Below are 17,303 nucleotides of genomic sequence, written 5' to 3'. Positions count from 1 at the left end.
ATTGCATAAAGATTTTTCAGATGATGCGTGGGCTGATTACACTTATTGGATAATGCAAGATAAAAAAATCCTCAAAAAAATAAATCAATTACTTGCTGATATTGAACGAACTCGTTTCTTCGTTAAGGCTGGAACCTAAATCCACCTATTATCGGAACTGCTGCATTGTAAAGGTTGTGGAACAAAAATGCACATTCGTACTATACATAAGAACGGAAAGAATAGAGAAAAACAGATGATTTTGTATCAGCTTTTTCTGTTCTTCTTCTATCTATTTCTATGAAATACTTGATGGCAAGGGGAAAAATCTGACAGTGAATGAAAGCCTTAAAAATGGTATAATATCGGCAAATACGTAGAGAGAAAACCGTGAAGAAAAAGGAGATGAGTTCGTTTGAAAGAGTATATTGCGAGTTTAGAAAAAGAATTTTAGTTGGTAGAAAACGGTTTCAAAGAGGAAGAAAAAAAGTATGCTGTGCAGCATCATTACAAGTGTACTTGATTATTCTTTTGGGGCAATACCTCTTGCAATTTATAAGGGTCCATATATTTTCAAAAGTATTCTTGTAAATTTGTGGAAAGGATTGTACAATAAGTACAAGCGTTTACTTTTTTGCAGGTAACTTTGGGCAGGTAGTATGGAAGTAAAGAAAGAGCGGTTCGGGATGCTGTCGTCGGGAGATGCGGTATCGATTTTTACGGTTTCTAATGGCACAATGTCGTTTTCGGCAATCGATTACGGCTGCTGTATTACCGCGATTTTATTACCTGCAGCCAAGGGCGGATATGATGATGTTGTACTCGGTTATTCAACACTCGAAGGATATATCCGTAATAAACCTCATTTCGGTTCCATTGTCGGACGATGTGCAGGGCGGATTTCAAATGCCTGTTTTTCTATAGAAGAAAAATGCTATACACTGACCCGTAATAACGGCGGAAAACACTGTCTGCATGGCGGCTATCCTGCGTATGACAAGCAGTTGTGGCAAGCCGACATTATTTCCGGCAACGATGAGGCGGGTATCCGTTTTTCCCGAATAAGCCCCGACGGTGAGCAAGGTTTTCCCGGAGAAGTCCGGTTTACTGTTTCGTATACCCTCAATAAAAACAATACCATTACACTTCGGTACGAAGCTCATACCACGAAAACAACTCCGATCAATCTGACAAACCATACGTATTTTAATCTCAATCCTGCCGGAATGGAGGCCGATGGGGGTTATGTTTCGGCTCTTAATCATCATGTACAGCTGGCAGCAAGTCGCTATGCAGAAGTTGACGCTTCGCTTATACCGACAGGCAAGCTGCTACCGGTAGAAGGAACGCCGTTCGATTTCCGAACTCCGAAGTTGTTATCGCATGATTTTGCTCAATTAAAAGACGGCTATGACGGGACATGGCTGCGCGATGCGGATGGTGCGGACGATGTTCCGCTTGCTGCGGTTGTAACTGAGCCGACGACAGGCAGAACACTGCGTATTTATTCAACACAGCCGGCAATTACGATGTATACCGCGAATTTTTTAAACGGCGAGCAAGGAAAGAACGGCAATGTGTACAACAAGCACTCCGGCGTGTGCTTTGAAACTCAGCATGTACCGGATTCGCCCAATCGTCCTGAATTTCCTTCCGTATGGGTTCATCCCGGCGAAGTATATCGGCACGAAACGCAGTGGCGCTTTACCGTTTAGCGGTAAGGAGCAAACAGCGCACAATTGGGAATAGATACTATCGGGGTTATAACGATACCGGATAAATGCTATACTTATAGTTGAGATTGATATAATAGAAACTGATCGAGCCTGTTATAAAATCGATACAAACAATATGACGATACATACATAAGAGAGGTGAGTTGATTATGGAAGTTCAGTTACAGGATCTTGTTGAAAAGATCAAGCAGGACGGTATTGCTTCTGCTGAACAGCAAGCTGCGGGTATCATTGCCGAAGCGGAGAAAAAGGCAAAGGCTATCGTTGCGGATGCGGAAAAAGAGGCTGAAACCTTGCTCAAAAAGACCGAGGTCGAATCCCAACGGTTTACAAACGCTTCGGAGGCTGCCGTTAAACAGGCTTGCCGCAATGCGCTCATCGCCTTTAGAGAAGGAGTTACCGCTTCTCTCGATGCCCTCATCAAAGCGGAAACAGCAGCGGCATATAACAGCGATGTACTCAAAACGCTGATTCCCGAAGCGGTAAAGGGCTGGATTAAAACAAACGAAGCCGATATTTCCGTTATTATGTCCCCTGAAGATGCTAAAAAGCTGGAAAGCGCTTTGCTCGCTGCGTTTAAGAAAGAGGTTGAAAAAGGCATCGAGGTTAAATCCGATGCACAGCTTGCAGGCGGCTTTAGAATTGGGGTAAAGGACGGTTCGGCATACTATGATTTTTCTGCAGAAGCGGTTGCCGATTTATTTTCCGCCTATATCAGCTCACGCGCTGCACGCCTGTTGAAGGATGCGGTAAAGGAGTTATAAGGAGTGGCTTCATACTATTATTTGATGGCTCAGCTGCCGTCAATTATGCCGCACACCGACCCGCCGCTTTCTTACGCGCAATTTAAAGAGCTTGCCCTGCGGTTTTTAACTGAAAAAGATGCCGCCGTGCTGGAATCTTTAACGCTTGTTCCGCCCCGCGAGGCTGTCTATACGGCTTCTGCTGTGGTGAACGAATGGTATGCGTTTGAACAGGAACTGCGGTTTGCGCTTGAACAAATGCGCGCTGCAAGGCTGAAACGGGATGAGCGGATTGCTCCTGCAGAAACACCTGCTTCCGCCTTTGATATCGGCGCTATTGTGCGCGGGGTTTCAAACATCGATGACCCCTTAGCGGCGGAACGGTATTTGCTGAATGCGCGGCTTGCGGCGGCAGATCAGCTGCGGAAACTGCATTTCTTTGACAGCGAAGCGGTTTTCGGCTATGGAATTGTATTACTGTTGAGCGAACGGGCTTCAAAATTTAAGATGGAAACCGGCCGCACAGAATATCACTCAATTTATACACAAATTCTCGGAGAAAAGATATGAGAGGAACGAAAGGAAAGGTAGTCGGTATTAACGGGAATATGGTCAACGTTGAGTTTGACGGTCTGGTTACGTTAAACGAAGTTGGCTACGTCCATATCGGCGACACTAAATTGAAGAGCGAGATTATCCGTATACGCGGCTCCGTCGTTCAGATGCAGGTATTCGAAATTACCAAGGGTATCCGCGTCGGTGATGAAGTTGAGTTTACCGGCGATCTCTTGTCGGTTGAACTCGGGCCGGGGCTGCTCGGCAGAGTGTATGACGGTTTGCAGAACCCGCTCCCCGACCTTGCAGAAAAGGCGGGCTACTTTTTGGAGCGCGGTATCTATCTGAATGCGCTTTCTACTGAAGCACGGTGGGACTTTACGCCGGTTGCACAGGTCGGTGATACGCTCGTGCGCGGTGATGTGCTGGGAACCGTGCCGGAAGGAAACTTTACCCACCGGATTATGCTTCCCTTCGGTATGTACGGCACATACACGCTTTCTTCCATTAAACCGGCGGGACAGTACACCGTACACGAAACCATTGCGGAAGTAACCGATGAACGGGGTAAAAAGTACCCGCTTACGATGAGCTTCCGCTGGCCGGTAAAGCGTGCAATCGACTGCTATGCCGAACGGCTCAAGCCCTCCGAAACGCTTGTTACCAAAATCCGCACCGTAGATACCTTCTTTCCGGTAGCAAAGGGCGGAACCTACTGTATTCCGGGGCCGTTCGGCGCCGGTAAAACCGTTTTACAGCACGCAACCAGCCGTAACGCAGAGGTTGATATCGTTATCATCGCCGCCTGCGGTGAGCGTGCCGGTGAAGTTGTAGAAACCTTAAAAGAATTCCCTGAATTGATTGACCCCCGCACGGGACGCACCCTGATGGAGCGGACGGTTATCATCTGTAATACATCGTCGATGCCGGTTGCGGCGCGCGAGGCTTCGGTTTATACCGGTGTTACCCTTGCCGAATACTACCGCCAGATGGGGCTTGACGTTCTGCTCCTTGCAGACTCCACCAGCCGCTGGGCGCAGGCTTTACGCGAAATGTCCGGACGCTTGGAGGAAATCCCCGGTGAAGAAGCCTTCCCCGCCTACTTGGAATCCTACATTGCAGCATTCTATGAGCGCGCCGGTATTGTCCGCTTAAAGGACGGTAGCAAAGGCTCCGTAACGATCGGCGGTACGGTTTCCCCCGCAGGCGGTAACTTTGAAGAGCCGGTTACGCAGGCAACGCTGAAAGTTGTCGGCGCTTTCCACGGACTTTCCCGCGAACGCTCCGATGCCCGTAAATATCCCGCCATCCACCCGCTCGATTCATGGTCAAAATATCCGAGCGTACTCGGCACGGCGCAGGTGGAATACGGCAGAGGAATGCTCCGCCGCGGCACCGAGGTCGAACAGATGATGAAGGTTGTCGGTGAAGAAGGTACCAGTATGGAAGACTTTATCGTCTACTTGAAGGGCGACTTCCTCGATGCGGTTTATTTACAGCAAAACTCCTTCGATAAGGTTGACGATGCCGTTTCCGTAGAGCGCCAGCGCTATATTTACAAACTGATCCTGCGCATATTGGGTTCTCAGTTCTCCTTTAATACCAAGGATGAAGCCCGCGCATACTTTAACAAGCTGCGCCAGTCCTTTATCGACTATAACTATTCGCCGTGGGAATCGCCGGAATTTAAGCAGCACGAAGCAGCTATTACCGGAGCGCTTTCCGATAAGGCAACCGGGCTGGATGAAAAAGCGGCAAAACTCATAAAAGAAGCGGAGGCACATCATGAAGAAAGTGTACAGTAAGATTGAATCCATTAACGGTTCGGTTATAACCGTCAAGGCTGAAGATGTGTCCTACGGGGAGCTTGCACAGGTACAGACAAGCTTTGGCACCTCGCTCGCACAGGTCAATAAGCTGGATAGAGGGCTTGTTTCGCTACAGGTATTTGCAGGCGGACGCGGCGTTTCCACCGGTGATGAAGTACGCTTCCTCGGTCGGGAAATGCAGGTAAGCTTTTCCGATGACTTACTCGGACGTATCTTTAACGGTTCGGGTGAGCCGCGCGACCAAGGCCCGATGCTCAAGGATAATATGGTAGAAATCGGCGGCCCGTCCGTAAACCCGTCCAAGCGTATTATGGCAAAGCGCATGATCAGAACCGGTATTCCGATGATCGACGTATTCAACACCCTCGTGGTTTCGCAGAAGCTGCCGATTTTCTCAAGCTCCGGTGAACCCTACAACGAACTGCTCGCACGTATCGCAATGCAGGCTGAGGTTGATGTCATCGTACTCGGCGGTATGGGACTGAAATACGACGACTACCTCTATTTTAAGGACACGCTGGAAGAAGCAGGCGCGTTGAGCCGCACGGTGATGTTCGTACACACCGCCGCCGACCCGACGGTAGAATGTTTGATGATCCCCGATATGTGTCTTGCAGTTGCCGAACAGTTTGCACTCAAGGGCAAGGATGTCCTCGTCCTTTTAACCGATATGACCAACTTCGCCGATGCGATGAAGGAAATTGCCATTATACAGGAACAGGTTCCGTCAAACCGCGGCTATCCCGGCGACCTTTACAGCCAGCTTGCCGCCCGCTACGAAAAGGCGGTTGACTTTGACGATGCAGGTTCGGTTACCGTTCTTGCCGTTACCACCATGCCCGGCGACGACGTAACGCACCCCGTTCCCGATAACACCGGATATATCACCGAAGGTCAGTTCTATCTTAAACACGGACGCATCGAACCGTTCGGAAGTCTTTCCCGTCTCAAGCAGAACGTCAACGGCAAGACCCGCGAAGATCACCGTGCGCTCATGGATAATATGATCAAGCTCTATGCTTCCTACAAGGACACGCTTGAGAAAAAGTCGATGGGCTTTATGATGAGCGAATGGGACGGCAAACTGCTGAAATACGGTGAACTTTTTGAATCCCGCATGATGGATTTGTCGGTGAACATTCCGCTTGAGGAAGCGCTCGATAACGGATGGAAGATTCTTTCATCCTGCTTTACTCCTGAGGAAACCGGTATTAAGTCCGATTTGATTAAAACCTTCTGGCCCAAGGATGCGCAGAACAATCCCACTGCGGATTAATGCGTTTCCTTCTAATTATAAGGAATAGCGATGGCTATTAAACTGACGAAAAACGAGCTGAAAAATCAAAAAGAATCGCTTAAGATGTTCCAGCGGTACTTGCCGACGCTTCAGCTTAAAAAACAGCAGCTGCAAACCGAAATCCGCACGATTGAGACGCATGCAAAAGAGGTTCGGCTGAACCGAGACGCGCTGCACAAGGAGTTTGAGCAGTGGATTGCCGTCTTCGGTGAAGCGGGAGTCTTTACACCTGAAATCCTCAAGGTGAAAGAAGTGCGTACCTCGACGGGAAATATTGCCGGTGTTTCGATACCGGTATTTTCCGGGGCGGACTTTGAACGCAGCAGCTACGATCTTTTTACAACGCCGCTCTGGCTCGACATTGCTTGCGACCGGATGGAGCGGGTTTTATCGCTCGATCTTGAAGCCCAAATCCTCGACGAACAGGTTGCACGGCTCAACAACGAACTGCGTACCACAACGCAGCGGGTCAACTTGTTTGAAAAGGTAAAGATACCGGAAACAAAGCGGAACATCAAAAAAATTTCCGTGTATCTGGGAGATCAGCAGGTAGCGGCGGTTGTGCGCGGGAAGATTTCCAAGAAAAACTTGGAAAAGAACGCTCCGGATGAGGAGGAAACAGCATGATTTTACCGATGAAAAAACTGACGCTCCTTGTGCTGGATTCTCAGAAAAAGGCAGCGTTAAAAACATTGCGGAACTTCGGTGCGGTGCATATCGAAAAGGAAAACGCTTCAAGCGATACCTTGGCGGAATTGCAAAACACATACACGAGAGTACAGCAAGCGGAAGCATTGATTACCGAATCGCAGCCGAAAAAAGCTGAAAAAGCACAGACTGAAACGCTCACATTGAGCCGGAATGACTTATTGCAGGCAGTTGACGAGATTCTTGACCTCAAAGACCAAGAATCAAATACACGGGCTGCAATCAATAAGCTAACCGGCGACATTGAAGCATACAATGCTTGGGGGGATTTTGAGCCCAAAGATATACACAGCTTTGAAGAAAATGGCATCTATTTGACGATGGGTGAGCTTCCGGAAAAGTCATATACAGCATTGCCTGAAACGATTAAAACGGTACGGCTTGCAGGCGGCAAAAAAACAGTCCGCTTTGCGATAGTGTCCGAAACCGCAGATGTTCCTGCCGATTTGCCGTCCGATTTTAGTCCGCTTATTTTACCGGATATGCGGCTTTCGGCAATGCATACCGAAAGGGAACGGCTGCAAAAACAGCTGCCCTCATTCAAAGCAAAGATTGGGGCACGGACTGAATTGCTTGCACCGTTAAAGGCAGAGGCAAAAAAGCTTGCAAAAGAGATTGAGTTTGAAAGCGTCCGTGCCGGTATGGAAGTCATTCCGCTTGAGGAAGATACGGCAGCTGCTTCCGGTGCCGATAGCTCGGTAACGCTTGCTGCATCCGGCAGCGCAGCTACTGCGGCGGTCGGTTCAAGTAATGCTGCAAACGGCACTGCCGGGAATGCCGAAAAAGAGCCGATACGGCTTGCACGGCTTTCCGGTTATATCCTTGCTGAAAAACAAGCTGATTTTGCAGGGCTTGCAAAGGCAAACGGCTGGGCATTTATTGCTGATGATCCGGCTGAAGAAGATGCCGTTCCGACTGCAATGCGGCATAATCGGTTTGTGCAGTTGCTTACCCCGCTGACGGACTTCCTCGGTACGGTGCCGGGCTACCGCGAACCCGATATTTCGCTGTGGTTCCTGCTCTTTTTCGGTATCTTCTTTGCGATGATTTTCGGGGACGCAGGCTACGGCGCCATCCTCGTGATTTTATCACTGATCGGAATCGTCAAAGCAAAAGCGAAGGAGCAGCCCGCTCCGCTCGCTATGCAGATGTTCCTCTACCTCGGTGTTCTAACTGTTATCTGGGGGACTGCAACCTGCAACTGGTTCGGCATCTCGGTGGAGTACATCCCCGCATGGATGAAAAATCTCTCCATACCGGCTATCTCGAACGCAACGGAAGAGAGCATCAGAAATGCCAACTTGATGCAGTTCTGCTTTACACTCGGGCTTATTCAGCTGACAATCGGGCATATCATCTCGATTGTGCGGAATATCCGTTCTCCGCAGATACTGGGACATGTCGGCTCCATTGCGATGCTCTGCGGTATGTATATCGTGGTACTCAGCCTTGTCGTCAGCGCCGAGCGGTATCAGATTAACCAACCGGTAATGATTGCGGTAGGCGGCGGCTTTGCGCTTAACTTTATTTTTTCAAATTATCAAACCGGTATCGGGCAGAGTATTGTAGACAGCCTTAAAAATATTATCACGATGTTCTTAGGGGTGGTAAACGTCTTTGCCGATATTATGAGTTATATCCGCCTTTGGGCAGTCGGGCTTGCAGGTTCTGCAATCAGCGCGACAGTCAACCAGATGGCGGGTCCGGCGCTCGGCAGCTTCCTCATCTTTTTAGGTGTGCTGCTGTTATTCTTCGGACACGGGTTGAACTATATTATGAACGTACTTTCGGTTATCGTACACGGGGTGCGGCTTAATACCTTAGAGTTTTCAAACCATGTCGGGTTAACGTGGGCAGGGTTTAAATACGAACCTTTTGCAGAATAAGGGGTTCTAAAACGAGAAGCTTTTAAAAAGCCGACGTTCTTAGAATATATGATAAAATGCCGGTACGTCAGTATCGGCGGATAGAAAGCGGTAACGCTAACATTTCTTATTTCATACGCGGGAGCGGTGAGATAGATCATGTAGATATTACTTGGAGGACTTCAATGAGTTTTGGTATGTTTGGTGCAGCAGCTGCACTCGGTATTTCGGCATTCGGATCGGCATTAGGGCTTGCTATCGCAGGACAGGGCACAATCGGAGCGTGGAAGCGGTGTTATTTGAATAATAAACCGGCTCCCTTCATCCTCCTCGCATTTGCAGGCGCCCCGCTCACGCAAACCATTTACGGCTTCCTGCTGATGAACAAAATGCTTACTTCAAAAGCGGATCCGTGGTTTCTGTTAGGTGTTGGTGTTGCATGCGGTCTCGGTATCGCAGCTTCCGCTATTGCACAGGGCAAGGCTTCCGCAGCAGGTTCCGATGCGTTGGCGGAAACCGGTAAGGGCTTCGGTCAGTACATCACCGTTGTCGGTCTTTGCGAAACCGTTGCGCTGTTCGTTATGGTTTTCGGACTGATTAACTGCTAACAGTGCTGCTTAAACGGATTTCGGCTTGTGCCGGAATCCGTTTTTTATTTTATGACTCGTGAGTCATAATCAGATTTCTTTTTAACAACTCCGCATAATAAAATAGGCTATTCAACCATTCGAAGAAACATATCCGGTGTAAGTACCTTTTAGGGCTTTACACTTTAAACTTGCTTACTTCTGCAGCAAGTCCGGCGATACTCTCTTTATTACGCTGGGTGATTTGATTAACTTCCTGCACGGATGTATTGATATATGATGCACCAGAGGTCATTTCGTCCATACTGCCGGTGATAACACGGGTAAGGTCGTCAAGTATCGCCATTTCCTTTGCAGCTTTTTCACCGCCTTTCAGCATTTCCGAAGAACCGCTGTTAACTTCAACTGTAACCGTATTGATATTCTTAATTGCAGTAAGAACTTCTCTACTGGCATTTTCCTGTTCGCGCATTGCCTCGGTCAGTTGATTACTCATCATCTTAACCTGTTCCGACAGATTAAAAATAACATTGAATTTTTCTTCAACGGTATGAGCCGAAGCGGAGAGACTTTCGATTTCCGTACCGAACTGTTTAAGCGTCGTCGTAATAGTCTTTCCCTGTGTCGCCGAATCTTCGGCCAGCTTGCGAATCTCGTCGGCAACAACTGCAAAGCCCTTCCCCGCCTCACCGGCATGAGCCGCTTCGATTGCCGCATTCATTGCAAGCAGGTTGGTCTGACTGGCAATATGTTGGATAACACCGCTCGCCTCTATTAAGCTGCCCGACTCTTCGGCAATTTTTTGCGTAATGGCATTAGAGCTGTGTAGCGTTTCTTTGCCGTCGGAAGTGGCAGATGCGAGGGACTTTATCGATTCATCGGTTCTCTCCAAAGTCTTAGTAATCGAAGCAATATTGGCAACCATTTCTTCAATTGCCGAAGAAGACTCCGCAACGCTTGCAGCTTGGGTTGCAATACTGCTGTTTAACTGCTTAATAGTTTGGATAATTTCTTCGATGGTCGCGGAAGTTTCGGTAACACTAGAAGCCTGTGTAAATATCTTTCGTTTTACATCCTCAATATGAGTACTGATTTCGTTCGCTGCTCCGGCAGTTTCCGACATATTTTGCGCAAGCTCATCGCCTATCTTTGTCATTGCGCCGGTGTTTTTATCAACCGATTGAATTGAGGCTCTAATCTTCCCGATTGTTTCATTAAAATACTCGGAAAGATTGCGAATTTCATCCAAACCGGTTACCGGTAAGCTGACGGTTAGATCTCCTTCTCCCTGTGCAATATCTTTTAACGCAGTCGCCACACGTACAATCGGCCCGATAATCCGGTGCGACAACCAATACACTACGACAGCAGCGATAATTAGCATTGCTATCCCGATCAAATACATCCAACGGTTCAATGTACGAACATCGCTTAAAAACTCTTTTGCAGGAGCACGCAGCATCACTACCCAACCGGTCTCCATCTTCTTTCCTACAACAAATTGAGTTTCGCCGTTATACGAACCTGAACCGCTTACAACATCGTTTGAGTTAAAAACCGATTCGACAAGAGCAGATAACGAAGCCATATCTTTATCGTCAGTCGCAGCCTCAGTGATAGACGTTTTTGCAGTAACACGGCTAAAATCGGTATCACCGATAATGTTCCTACTAATTCCAACTATAAAGACGGAACCGCTCGTACCGACGGTAACTGTTTTACAAATATCGGAAAGATATTGACCGTCGATATCGATTGAAAAGAAACCGGTAATCTGCTTATCCTTGTCATACATGGGAATTGCATACGAAATGAGAAAAACATCTTTGCCTGCTTGGAAAGGCTCGGACAAAAACGGCGTCCCGCTCATGACCATGCTGTACCACGATTGATTCCCGCAAAAGAAACTGCTGCCGTCGGCACGGATAAGGTTCCCGTCCATCCCTGCCATACCGTAGTTCTTTACGGACGGTTGCCGTTTAATCAGGAAGTCAATCTCTTGCAACCGTTTCTGAATACTTAAACTTTCATCAAATAGGACGGGACTATCGGCAACGCCCTCCAACCAGAAAGAAAGATCATAAATTTCATGATCGATTTTTTCAGCAGTTGTAACCGCCTTGTTTTGCAATAACTCCATGACTTTTGCGGTAATTGACCGTCTGACAATACTGCCTGCTAAAACGGTTTGCAAAATCGATACCGTAACAATAAATATTGCAAAAATAATAATCAGTCTTTTTTGCAAACCAAGTTGTTTCTTCATAGCTTCTCCTCACACTAAAACGAATATGGCCGCAAAGCGGTAAAACGATTATTAATTGCTTAATGGAAATCTCAAAAAAACGCAGTTTCTAGAGATGATATACTGTTTATTATCATTATCTATATCTATCATGTCAATTCCTTACCTTTTAAAAATATGCATACCGTCTACGGCGTTGCTGAGTAACCAACAGTCATAACGTATTTCATATTTTTTTAACTTTTTTCACAAAATATAAAAATTTCTTAGCCAAAATGCTGCTCGTGCCACATAAGGGGAGTATGAACTTTACAAGATTTTATTACGGCATCAAACGTATGCCAACCCTATTGTGTATGTTTGTTACCCTCTTAGGATACGCTTCTACGCAAGGCTACGGGCAACAGTCACTTTTTGACCGCATGGCCAATGACCGTTTTATATTCGGGCAGCAAAACGAGGACGAAGACGATACCGATGAGGATTCCGACACCGAGACGGAGAGGGAATACGATTCGGAGCAAGCTCCCGAAACCGGTGCGGAAGCCGGAAGCGGTAAACGGCAACCGAACAGTACGGATGCTAAACCGGAAACAGGCAGCGCCGGACAACAATCGGAAACAGCGGACGGACAGCAGGCTAACGAAGCAACTAAAGATCAAGCCACTACAGCAGCTGCCGTATCAAACCTGCAAAAAGGCAATGCAGCAAATACCGGCACTCCCGTATCGGAACGCGATTATTTTTTTCGATATACGCACAGCGTTCGCAAAGGAGCACGGATTTCCACCGGAATCAGCGGCCGCGGCTACATCGGCTATTTACAACTTGAATCGCCGATGCCCGTACCCTACTTTGAACTTTCGGTGAGAAATTTCGGTGTTGGACTGTATCCGCTTGCAGCGCTGCAGTCTTCTTTTCCTGAAAAGCCTATTCCGACGCTGTTCCTCGGCGCAGGTAACCTAACCTTTGACAGTTTCTTAAAAGCCGCGAACTTTACCGATTATTCCAAAACGAAGGCAAGCTACGGCGGGTTTAAATTCCCTCGAGAACAGTTTATCGGTATCGGGAGTGCACAGAAAGCCATTCAATATGGGATTGAAGTATACGGCGGCGGATGGAACGGAGCTTTTTTTGCAAGCCCCGAGCCAAAGAAGCAGCGGATGCGCTACGGCATTATGGGCGGCTGGCGTATGAATCGAAAAAAAGCTGATATCAACTTTGCCGTTCAATACCTTACTACTTTTATGCCGGAATTGATTAGAGAGGTAAAAACATCTACCGCAAAGTCTGCAGGAGGAGACGCTTCTGCGGGTCAACCGGCCGGTACTCCAAATACATCCTTAGATATAAACGGCGAATATACACGGCAACGCTATCACACGCTTTTCGGTCTGAATGCCGTTTTTACCCATCCGATTGTCTCGTTTTCAACGACCGGTTTTTGCAGCTATGCGGCAGACAAAACCGTTTCCGGCGCGGTACAAGCCGAAATCGATGCTTGGTACCGGTATGCGGGTATACGAACCGGCGGCAGCTATACCGGAGCGCATGCCGTTAACTGGGATGGAAAACAGCAAAACGAACAGGTTACCGCTTTTATTCAGCCGCACTTTAAGATCGGTCTTTTCTCGCTGTTCGCGCTCTATGGGTTCAGTATGGAAGATAGAACAATGCTGCATAACGGCGGGCTTATTACACAGGTAAAACATAAAGTGATTCGTTGGAAGGCAAGCTGGGATTACCGCAATGAACTACATACGGTTAAAACGGAGCTGACTTGCATAAGCAAACCGAAATGGTTTAGCGGCATTCAATGGTTCCAAAAGGCTGCCGTCGGGGCTTCGGTTGAAATGCAGGACAAAAGTGCCAATCCGTTTATCTTGAAAAAATACACCGCCTATGCAAATAGCAGTTTTTGCATTACCGACGGCGTTTTTTGCGGTATCAACGGCTCGTTTTCTCAAGCAATACGAAAAGAAGAAAATAAGAAAGAACGCCTTATATATTTGCAATGTCCCGTGTACGGCGGCGGTGTGTATGTCAGTTTTAAGCGAAATGGTATCGGAAAAGTACATTCCGGCAAACTTGAAGTGTCGGTGAAAAACGAAAAGCCGTATTACGATGTTAAACTTGTATATCAGATTCGAGCGGCAAACGTATCAGCTACTTTTTAGCCGCGTCCGCAGAATAATGAGGCTACAATCTTCTGAGCAACGGCAGCGCAATCCAAGTCGATCGTATCGATGATGAGATTGCTGCTTTTGCGGTACAGTTCGGTGCGGCGCACATACAATTCGGTAAACAGCTGTTGAGCTTCCGCTTTTTGAGCCACAGGCAGAAAGTGTAAAAATGCCGGATAATAGCCTGTTTGCAGCGCATCATGTGTCAAGCGTTCAAAAAGCACCGCTTCCGTTGCATAAAGGAATACCCGCAGCGGTATCGCCGCAATGATAGTGGACGCTTCCGTGTTATCGCAGATGCCGCCGCCCGCCGCAATGACAGCGCCGTTTTCGGCTGCTGTACCCTGCCCGTTCTCAGCAACGCCGCCGGTTCGCAGCGGCAGAGGCATTGGTTGCTGTGACGGCTCGACCGTGGATAACTGCAACTCAGGTGTGGGCAACAGAGTCCCTACTGCAAAGTTAATGCCGCAGCATTCACGCAAGGAGGCGGCTTCCGCAGCGTGTAGGGCGGATAAACCAGCTTGACGGCAAAGTTCCCGCGGCGTTAAGCCGGTGCGGATACAGATACGCTCATCGGTATCATAAAAGGGAAGCCTGAGCTGTTCGGCAAGGAGCCGCCCTACGGAGGTCTTCCCTGCATGGCTCAAGCCCAAAAGTATCATCGGTTTAGAATAGCGGTGCCGCTAGGCGCTTAACGGATGCGGCGACGGACAATCGGGTTCGGGCGGCGTGATAAAGCGCAATAGCATTTTCAGCTTTTTAATTGCAGCGGGGAGCGCAATCCGCAGCGGACGGGGATGCGTATCATCAGGATTCAGCGCCAAAAGACTTGACGAAGCGGCGCCCATGTACGGCGGAACAGCCCCGAATAACCGCATCATCTCTTCCTGCCCATACTGGCGCCCCGTTTGAACATCTTGCACCATATCCGTCCCATCGACAGGGGTACCGGAAATTCCGTGTGCTGCATTACCGGCGATTCCGGACGGCTGCATATACTTGCACGGCTTCCAGCGGATAGTACCGTCTTTACCGTGGTCTCCCGAAAAGCCGAATAAGCGGCATATCAAGCATCTACCTTTGTATACCGTGCAGTGGTGCGGGCTTTCTGGGTCAAACAGAACGCAGCCGTCGCCTCCGATAAAAGTATCAGTGTCCGCTTCCGCAATACGGTCAGCCCGCTCAGTTTGATTTTCCATCATCCAGGCTGCAAGATATAAGGCTTCCGCCTCGTATACTTCAGGTTCAAAATGAACGCAACAGCTGCCGCAGCCGTCAGGGCAGTGCATAGGACTCTTTGCCTTCCATATTTTTTGATCTGCGTCTATATCATTATACAACGAATCAACTGCCGTCAAAAGATTATAGATCACAGTACCCGCAAATTTTTCCGCTTCTTTTATCATACCGTAAATTCTTTTACCTTATTCGCTAATATTTCGATACTCTCTTTATTTTTTTGTACCAGATCATTTACTTCTACCACAGCATTATTTATTTGAATAGTACCGGCAGACATTTCGTCCATGCTGTTGGTAATAACCTGAGTCAATCCGTCCAGTTTATTCATCTCCTGCGCAACTTCTCCACTACCCGAAAGCATTTCTGACGAACCGGCTTTTACCGTAGTAGTGGTAATATTGATATCTTTAATCGCACTCAATACTTCTTTATTCGCATTCATCTGATCTTGCATAGAACGTGTAATAAAGTCTTCCTGATCGGAAATTTGGGTTGCTAGTTCATATACTTTATCAAAGGTCTGTTCGGCGCCATTACCGGCAGTTATCAGAGTACGAATGATTTCGATAGACTCTTTCAGAACACCGCCGATTTGCTTTCCTTGTTCATTTGATTCTTCCGCAAGTTTACGGATTTCATCGGCAACAACCGCAAAACCTTTTCCGGTTTCCCCCGCATGTGCGGCTTCGATAGCGGCATTCATTGCGAGCAAGTTTGTCTGACTTGCAATATTCTGAATAATCACACTCGCTTCCAAAAGCGCATCCGAGCGTTCCGCTATTTGCTGAGCTACCGAGTTTGCCGTTTTAGCGCCATTTTTCCCATCACGGGTCATCGAATACATCTCTTTTATCAAATCATTATTCTTTTCAAGCGTTTGCGTAATAGTAACGATATTTGCAGCCATTTCTTCAACTGCAGAGGAAGACTGGGTAACGGCATTTGCTTGTACTGTAATGTCTGTATCAAGTTCTTGAATTTGTTCGATAATGTTTTCAACAACATTGCCCGTTTTTTGAACACTTGAAGCTTGAGTTTTCGCTTGCCGTTTAATACTTTCTACATTTGCACTAATTTCGTTTATCGCACTTGCCGTTTCAGCCATATTATTGTAAAGATCATCTCCCACATGCTGCATCGTCTTCGATTCATGGATAAGCGAATTAATCATACCGGCAACTTTATCCATTGTCGTATTAAAATCGATCATCAAACGACCTATTTCATCATTTTTCTTAATATAAAATCGCCCTGTCAGATCGCCGGATGCCATTTTTGTAAAGATGAGCTGCAGCTTTCGAAAATACCCTTTTAAGCGTTTGGAGACCCAGAAAATAAGCCAGAAAAATATAATCAGCATCCCCGTTCCAACGGCAGCCATGCTAATAACAATTCGGTAAAAACTTTCCAATATTTCACTATTTTGCACCAATATCGCTATTTTCCATCCCAATTCATCGATTGAAAAGGCTCGTACCCGCCATTGAATATTATCAATAGTAACAACTTCCGCTTTGGTACCGGCATTTTGAAAGTTTTTAAGATATTGATTACCGGTGTCATCCAGCTTTGTAAACACTAAATCCCGATGCATCGGATCAGCTAAAATAGTACCATCATTTTGAAACAACATTACATATCCTGTCTTGCCGACCTTTATCGAATCAATAAAAGAAGTAAGTTGCTCAAGTTTTACCTCAACACTCACACATCCAATAAATTCTTTTGCCGGTGATAATACTCGCCGAGAAAAACAGATAACAGACGCACCTATTGTTGACATATAAGCGGGTGTTACAATGGTATCGCCGTCGGCAGCTTCTGCTTGTCGGTACCATGAACGCTTCCGAGGATCATAACCGGCGCTCATACTCCCATCCCAAGAGGTTGCATAGCCGCCCCATTTTGATCCGAAATATACTTCCGCAGTATCGGGATAACTTCCATGAATGCGCTTAAACAGCGTTACCATTGCTTGTTCCGTACTGCCTTTTTGCGTATTTTTTACGATAACGTCTTGTTTTGCAGACATATAGCTATTAATTGTTTCATCGGCGGCCTGTACCGTAGGATGGTCTGCAAGCATTTTTACCGTGTTTTTATTATTTTGCATAAACAAGTTGATCGTTTGTTCTATAAGCGAAAACTGTTGAGATGAGGTTCGATCATATTGTTTTATATTAACCTGATATAGTTGAAAACCGATGATAACACAAGCGCATATTATTAAAATACACAACGTAACGACACCGGCAACCAAAATTTTAGTACGCAGGGAGATATTCTTTTTTCTCGTATCCATTTTTTCTCTCCTCAATAACAATTAAAAAATAC

At 47.1% G+C, this 17,303-nt stretch carries 14 protein-coding genes; 10 read left to right on the top strand and 4 right to left on the bottom strand.

Annotated features, from left to right (window positions below; genetic code table 11):
- The first annotated feature begins 1 nt into the window (after position 1).
- The 9 genes from GWP40_RS13380 (at position 2) to GWP40_RS04795 (ending at position 9,320) form a co-directional block, all read left to right on the top strand.
- On the top strand, positions 2-139 hold the full coding sequence (locus GWP40_RS13380) for a type II toxin-antitoxin system YoeB family toxin (protein WP_212566279.1): 138 nt from the start codon (positions 2-4) through the stop codon (positions 137-139).
- Positions 140-638: 499 nt separating this feature from the next.
- A complete protein-coding gene (locus GWP40_RS04830; protein WP_212566278.1) occupies positions 639-1,694 on the top strand; it encodes an aldose epimerase family protein in 1,056 nt (351 codons plus the stop codon).
- Positions 1,695-1,864: 170 nt separating this feature from the next.
- Positions 1,865-2,479, top strand: coding sequence for an ATP synthase subunit E (locus tag GWP40_RS04825; protein WP_006187903.1), 615 nt, complete (start codon positions 1,865-1,867; stop codon positions 2,477-2,479).
- A 3-nt stretch (positions 2,480-2,482) separates the two neighbouring features.
- On the top strand, positions 2,483-3,028 hold the full coding sequence (locus GWP40_RS04820) for a hypothetical protein (protein ID WP_212566277.1): 546 nt from the start codon (positions 2,483-2,485) through the stop codon (positions 3,026-3,028).
- The gene (locus GWP40_RS04815) at positions 3,025-4,818 is read left to right on the top strand and encodes a V-type ATP synthase subunit A (protein ID WP_212566276.1); all 1,794 of its coding nucleotides are present in this window, start codon (positions 3,025-3,027) and stop codon (positions 4,816-4,818) included. The genes GWP40_RS04820 and GWP40_RS04815 overlap by 4 nt, the downstream gene beginning before the upstream one ends.
- A complete protein-coding gene (locus GWP40_RS04810) occupies positions 4,799-6,118 on the top strand; it encodes a V-type ATP synthase subunit B (protein WP_212566275.1) in 1,320 nt (439 codons plus the stop codon). Before GWP40_RS04815 ends, GWP40_RS04810 begins: the two co-directional genes overlap by 20 nt.
- 30 nt (positions 6,119-6,148) lie before the next feature.
- On the top strand, positions 6,149-6,766 hold the full coding sequence (locus tag GWP40_RS04805) for a V-type ATP synthase subunit D (protein WP_162664304.1): 618 nt from the start codon (positions 6,149-6,151) through the stop codon (positions 6,764-6,766).
- Positions 6,763-8,733 (top strand): V-type ATP synthase subunit I, encoded by a 1,971-nt coding sequence (locus GWP40_RS04800; protein ID WP_212566274.1) that lies wholly within the window; start codon positions 6,763-6,765, stop codon positions 8,731-8,733. Before GWP40_RS04805 ends, GWP40_RS04800 begins: the two co-directional genes overlap by 4 nt.
- Positions 8,734-8,897: 164 nt before the next feature.
- Positions 8,898-9,320 (top strand): ATP synthase subunit K, encoded by a 423-nt coding sequence (locus GWP40_RS04795; RefSeq protein WP_006187911.1) that lies wholly within the window; start codon positions 8,898-8,900, stop codon positions 9,318-9,320.
- 157 nt (positions 9,321-9,477) lie between these two features.
- On the opposite strand, the gene GWP40_RS04790 is transcribed toward GWP40_RS04795, so the two are convergent.
- A complete protein-coding gene (locus tag GWP40_RS04790) occupies positions 9,478-11,565 on the bottom strand; it encodes a methyl-accepting chemotaxis protein (protein ID WP_212566273.1) in 2,088 nt (695 codons plus the stop codon).
- 281 nt (positions 11,566-11,846) lie between these two features.
- On the opposite strand from GWP40_RS04790, the gene GWP40_RS04785 reads away from it, so the two are divergent.
- Complete coding sequence (locus tag GWP40_RS04785; RefSeq protein ID WP_230974609.1) at positions 11,847-13,721, top strand: hypothetical protein; 1,875 nt, start codon at positions 11,847-11,849, stop codon at positions 13,719-13,721.
- On the opposite strand, the gene GWP40_RS04780 is transcribed toward GWP40_RS04785, so the two are convergent.
- The 3 genes from GWP40_RS04780 to GWP40_RS04770 are packed head-to-tail and all read right to left on the bottom strand — an operon-like array spanning position 13,718 to position 17,271.
- A complete protein-coding gene (locus GWP40_RS04780) occupies positions 13,718-14,389 on the bottom strand; it encodes a shikimate kinase (protein WP_212566272.1) in 672 nt (223 codons plus the stop codon). The two genes, GWP40_RS04785 and GWP40_RS04780, sit on opposite strands and share 4 nt — an antisense overlap.
- Positions 14,390-14,410: 21 nt before the next feature.
- Positions 14,411-15,133 (bottom strand): YkgJ family cysteine cluster protein, encoded by a 723-nt coding sequence (locus GWP40_RS04775; RefSeq protein ID WP_212566271.1) that lies wholly within the window; start codon positions 15,131-15,133, stop codon positions 14,411-14,413.
- On the bottom strand, positions 15,130-17,271 hold the full coding sequence (locus GWP40_RS04770; RefSeq protein WP_212566270.1) for a methyl-accepting chemotaxis protein: 2,142 nt from the start codon (positions 17,269-17,271) through the stop codon (positions 15,130-15,132). The genes GWP40_RS04775 and GWP40_RS04770 overlap by 4 nt, the downstream gene beginning before the upstream one ends.
- Positions 17,272-17,303: the final 32 nt, after the last annotated feature.

The organism is Treponema vincentii (assembly GCF_018336815.1).
Lineage (GTDB): Bacteria > Spirochaetota > Spirochaetia > Treponematales > Treponemataceae > Treponema.
The sequence above is the reverse complement of the archived record's forward strand: the minus strand, read 5'-3'. Positions and strand labels throughout refer to the sequence as shown.